Origin of the sequence: Nocardioides sp. (assembly GCF_031422975.1) — a bacterium.
Lineage (GTDB): Bacteria > Actinomycetota > Actinomycetes > Propionibacteriales > Nocardioidaceae > Nocardioides.
In genome coordinates this window covers 1-2,499 of the sequence record NZ_JANPEO010000323.1, presented here as the reverse complement: position 1 = coordinate 2,499, position 2,499 = coordinate 1, and the positions used below count along the sequence as shown (strand labels likewise).

Sequence of the window (2,499 nt, the reverse complement as noted above, 5' to 3'; positions counted from 1 at the left end):
CTGATCGATCCAGCCATGAATGTGCACGCTGGCCACGTTGGTGCGCTCGATCACGACCTGGCTATCGCAGGAGGCGTGACGCAGGACTTGTTCGGGGACACCTCCCTGGACTCTTGCTTCTACGGGTGCTGGCTTAGCCGAGCATGCGGTCCTAGCGTGACTGCATGTGCCCAAACGCAGCGGCGCCGCGCGTCATAGTCGTCGGCGCAGGGCCTGCCGGCCTGGCGACGGCGCTCCGGTTGGAGCGGCGGTTCCAGGAGTCAGGTGAGGTCGTCGTTCTCGAGCGGGCCACCGTCGCGGCGTCGTGGCGAGCGCGATACGCCGAGCTGAGGCTCAACACGACGCGCTCGACTTCCGGATTGCCCGGCAGGCGGATCCCACGCTCTGCCGGGAGGTGGCCTTCTCTCGATGACTACGTGGACTTCCTCCAGTCGACCGCGATCAGTCTTCGGACACCTCCGCGCACCGGGGTGACTGCGCTGCGTGTCCTGCGCGAACCAGTCCGCGGTTGGACTGTCGAGACCGACGCGGGTGAGCTCGTCGCCCCGAACGTGGTCATCGCCACCGGGAACGACGGGTCGCCGCGCATGCCCGACTGGCCCGACCGCGCTTCCTACGAGGGTGAGGTGCGACATGTGGCCGACCTCGGCAGGCTGGCCGACCTGGCCGGTCGACGCGTAGTCGTGGTCGGTGCTGGCAACTCCGGGATCGACATCGCCGGGCACCTCGCGCGCATGAACGCAGACGTCACGATCGCCATGAGAACCCCGCCAACCATTCTGCCGCGCGAGCACCTCGGGATCCCCCTCCAAGCGTTGGCGGTCGCGACGAGGCGGCTTCCTTTGCGTGCGAGGGACATGATGGCGAGTACGACCGCGCGGATGACGACCGGCGACCTCGAGCGGTTCGGCGTGCCCCGCTCGAAGGTAGGTGTCTACACCCGGTTCGCCGCGACCGGTGTCACGGTCGCCATCGACAGCGGCTTCGTCCAAGCGCTCCGCGACGGACGAGCCCGTGTGGTTCCGGCCGCAGTCGGCTGGGCTCCCCAGGGCGTTCAGGTAGCGGACGGCACGCTCGTGGAGGCGGACGTGGTGATCTTGGCGACAGGCTTCCGATGCGGGCTTGAGACGCTCGTGGCACACCTCGGCGTGCTCGATGCGCGCGGACGCCCACACGCACCGCTCCCAGGCCCGCCGGCATCTGCCCCGGGACTCTTCTTCGCCGGCTTCCGCCCTGCGGTCGAGGGCACGCTGCGCCGTCACGCGGCCGACGCTCGACACATCGCCGCGCGCGTCATCTCCCTCTAGCGACTGGCGCCCGCTGCAGAGAGCTTTCGCGACCTCAAGCCCGCGTCACTCTGGGCGGTGTGACGCTGGTTTCGCGGCGCCGTGTCTCCGAGGGCCCCTCACCGGTCGACACGGTCAGACAAGGCCGGCGGGACTCGGCCACGTCGGAGTTCGGATTCGGCACGTCATCGAAAGGTCATCGGAAACGCCAGACAACTGTTCCAAGGCGTTCGGATACAGTTGAAGGCGTCCGATGGGGAATCTCCTCAAGAACCCGAGGTTTTCCAAGGGAACCCGAGAGTTGAAGTAGTCCGGGACAGGCCTCTGATCACGTCCAGAGGCTTCGGGTTCAAGTCCCAGGTTCTCGACGTTGGCCGGCCATCGTCGCACCTCCGCCCAGGAGATCGTCGAGCGCGGCCGCCGCGCGGCTCTGCGCGTCGTGGAGAAGATGCGCATAGGTGTTGAGCGTGACCTGCGCGCTCGCGTGACCGAGGCGTTCCTGGACGACCTTGACCGACTGGCCGGCCTCGAAGAGCAACGAGGCGTGGGTGTGTCGGAGTTCGTGGACGGTCAGGCGCGGGAGGTCGCGCTCGGGATGGGCCTCCCGGTAGTGCTCTTGCACCCGTAGAAACGCCCCGTGTAGGGCCGACTGGGTTGCGGCGCGGCCGGGCAGTGAAGGGAAGACCGGATCGTGGGCACGCAGGCCGACCAGGGGAGTGACGTTTCCACCGCCACCGGCCAGAAGCACGGGCAGGACCTTTCGCCAGTCGTCAAGGATGGACGCACAGGTCCGGTCGAAAGACACGGTGCGCGGCCGTCCGCCTTTGACCGATCCGATGACGTAGCGCTCACCAACCGGGAGAGTCTCGTCGTAGTGGAGGGCGCGTTCGATGCGCATCTCGCTCTTGTTGAAGTCGATGTCACCCCACCGCAGGGCCAGGATCTCGCCGGAGCGTAGTCCCGTCCGGCTCAAAAGGATCCAGGCGCGCGCCCAGGGCTCGTCGTCGGCGAGGGCCCAGTCGCAGAAGGAGGTGAGTTGCTCGACGTTCCAGATGACGACGGCTTGACCCGCTTCGCCGTCTCGCCCCGAGGCCGGCCGGAGTGCTTCGAGTTCGCCGGGTTTCGGGCGTTCATCCCTTCGTCCAGCGCGGCCAGGAAGATGGTGTTCACCCAGTGGCGTAGCGGGCGACGGTCGAGGTGGCGAGCCCCATCC

At 67.7% G+C, this 2,499-nt stretch carries 2 protein-coding genes; one reads left to right on the top strand and one right to left on the bottom strand.

The features are described 5' to 3' along the window. Positions 1–164: 164 nt before the first annotated feature. Complete coding sequence (locus RMO85_RS09815) at positions 165–1,307, top strand: NAD(P)/FAD-dependent oxidoreductase (protein ID WP_310528546.1); 1,143 nt, start codon at positions 165–167, stop codon at positions 1,305–1,307. A gap of 328 nt (positions 1,308–1,635) precedes the next feature. On the opposite strand, the gene RMO85_RS09810 is transcribed toward RMO85_RS09815, so the two are convergent. Then, positions 1,636–2,499, bottom strand: an 864-nt coding sequence (locus RMO85_RS09810; protein WP_310528545.1) for a site-specific integrase, incomplete at its 5' end; no start/stop codon positions are given.

Coding starts and splice junctions, on each gene's coding strand:
- RMO85_RS09815 (WP_310528546.1), top strand. CDS start 165: ATGTGCCCAAACGCAGCGGCGCCGCGCGTCATAGTCGTCGGCGCAGGG.